We start from the raw sequence: 1538 nt of genomic DNA on the forward strand, positions 1-1538 counted from the left end.
TGTATAAGAGAAGGGGGTACACGGGGGTCCTTTGCGTCCGGGGCGTCGGTTCCGTGCAAGGACGCCCGAGGGCCCGACCCTCCGGCCGGCCGCGGACGCGGTACCACCTTGCTTGCCGGCGTCGGGAGGTCCCCGGGGTGCCGGCCGCTTGATGACTGCTGTGACGGGCTTACCCGTCCGGTTCTACTGGGGCCGTGCGGCCCGTTCTTCCGGAGGCTCGCCGGTGATGGCCGGGTCGACGCCTGTGCCCGCCAGTGTAGTGGACGCTGCGCCGGCCCGGGGCCGCGGGGCCGGAGCGCGTCAGAGGGCGGTGCGCACGGCCGCCGACGCGTCGCCGTCGATCTCCACGTGCACGGCGTCCCGGCCCGAGGCCCAGAGGAGGAGCTCCCCGACCTCGCCGGTCACCGTGACGGGCGCCCGCAGCGCCACGGCCCCACGGGTGACGGTGACCGGGGCGCGACCCGGGCCCTGGAGGACCACCGGCGCCGTGGACGTGCGCAGGAACAGCGGGGCCATGCGACGCAGCGAGCGGTAGAGGGCGTCCTCCTCGTCCGGGGAGAACGGGCGCGGGGCGGGCAGCGAGCCGCCGGTCGCGGACTCGCCGCGCCGGACGTCCTCGAGGTGGATGAAGTGCTCGGCCGCGTTCACGTGCCTGTCCGCCGCCCGCATGGGGTTCAGCGCCGACGGGCCCGCGGCCCACTCCCGCACGACCTCGGCGTAGTCGCGGCGCTTGGTGTCCGCGGTCAGGCGGTCGAGGTGGCGGGACAGCGGCGGGATGAACAGGGCGGCGAAGGCGTCGGGCCGGCTCTCCCGCAGCCAGAGGTGGGCGGCGAGGTCGCGGGTGCTCCAGCCGCCGCACAGGGTGGGCGCGTGGGGGCCCTTCTCGAGCAGGAGGTCAGCGAGACGGGCGCGTTCGGCTGCGGCGAAGGTGGTCATGGGCACCACGGTAGGGAGCGGGCCGCGGCGCGGGCGAGGGGTGGGCCGCGCCGCGGCCGCGAATCCGCCCGACGGGAGGACTCAGCCTCCGGCGCCGAGGAGGACGCTCTCCCGGGAGATGCGGGTCATCTCCTCCCGGTCCACGACCTTCACCCGCTCCCGCGCCACCGGACCGGCCTGCGTCGCCTGCGCACCCAGGGACTTCTCATGGTCATCCAGAGCATGCCAACCGGCCCACGTGGTGTACGGGACCTCACGGGACTCGAGCAGCTCGATCACCGACTCCTCGGAGGGCTCCTGGGCCGTCCACAGCCCCGGCTCGTCCTCGATCAGATGCTTGATCGTCTCCAGGGAGTCACCCTTGGTGTGCCCGATCAACCCCACGGGGCCGCGCTTGATCCAGCCGGAGGCATACAGGCCGGGGACGGGGGCGCCGTCCGCGTCGAGCACGCGGCCCTGCGCGTTCGGGATCACACCGCGCACCTCATCGAACTCCACCCCCTCCACGGGCGAACCGAAATACCCCACCGCCCGGTACACCGCCTGCACCGGGTAGTCCACGGTCTCCCCCGTCGGACGGACCCCACCGGAACCGTCCAACT

At 74.0% G+C, this 1538-nt stretch carries 1 protein-coding gene and 1 pseudogene; both read right to left on the bottom strand.

Annotated features, from left to right (window positions below):
* Positions 1–300: 300 nt before the first annotated feature.
* Positions 301–936, bottom strand: coding sequence for a TIGR03085 family metal-binding protein (locus J1M39_RS11095; RefSeq protein WP_101965499.1), 636 nt, complete (start codon positions 934–936; stop codon positions 301–303).
* Positions 937–1017: 81 nt separating this feature from the next.
* Positions 1018–1538: pseudogene (locus J1M39_RS11100) on the bottom strand (pyridine nucleotide-disulfide oxidoreductase); the annotation flags it as partial.

It is taken from the genome of Micrococcus sp. KRD077, from assembly GCF_017168505.1.
GTDB lineage: Bacteria > Actinomycetota > Actinomycetes > Actinomycetales > Micrococcaceae > Micrococcus > Micrococcus luteus.

What these genes read in the sequence shown, in the direction of transcription:
- J1M39_RS11095 (WP_101965499.1), bottom strand. Translation starts at nt 936, where the DNA reads ATGACCACCTTCGCCGCAGCCGAACGCGCCCGTCTCGCTGACCTCCTG.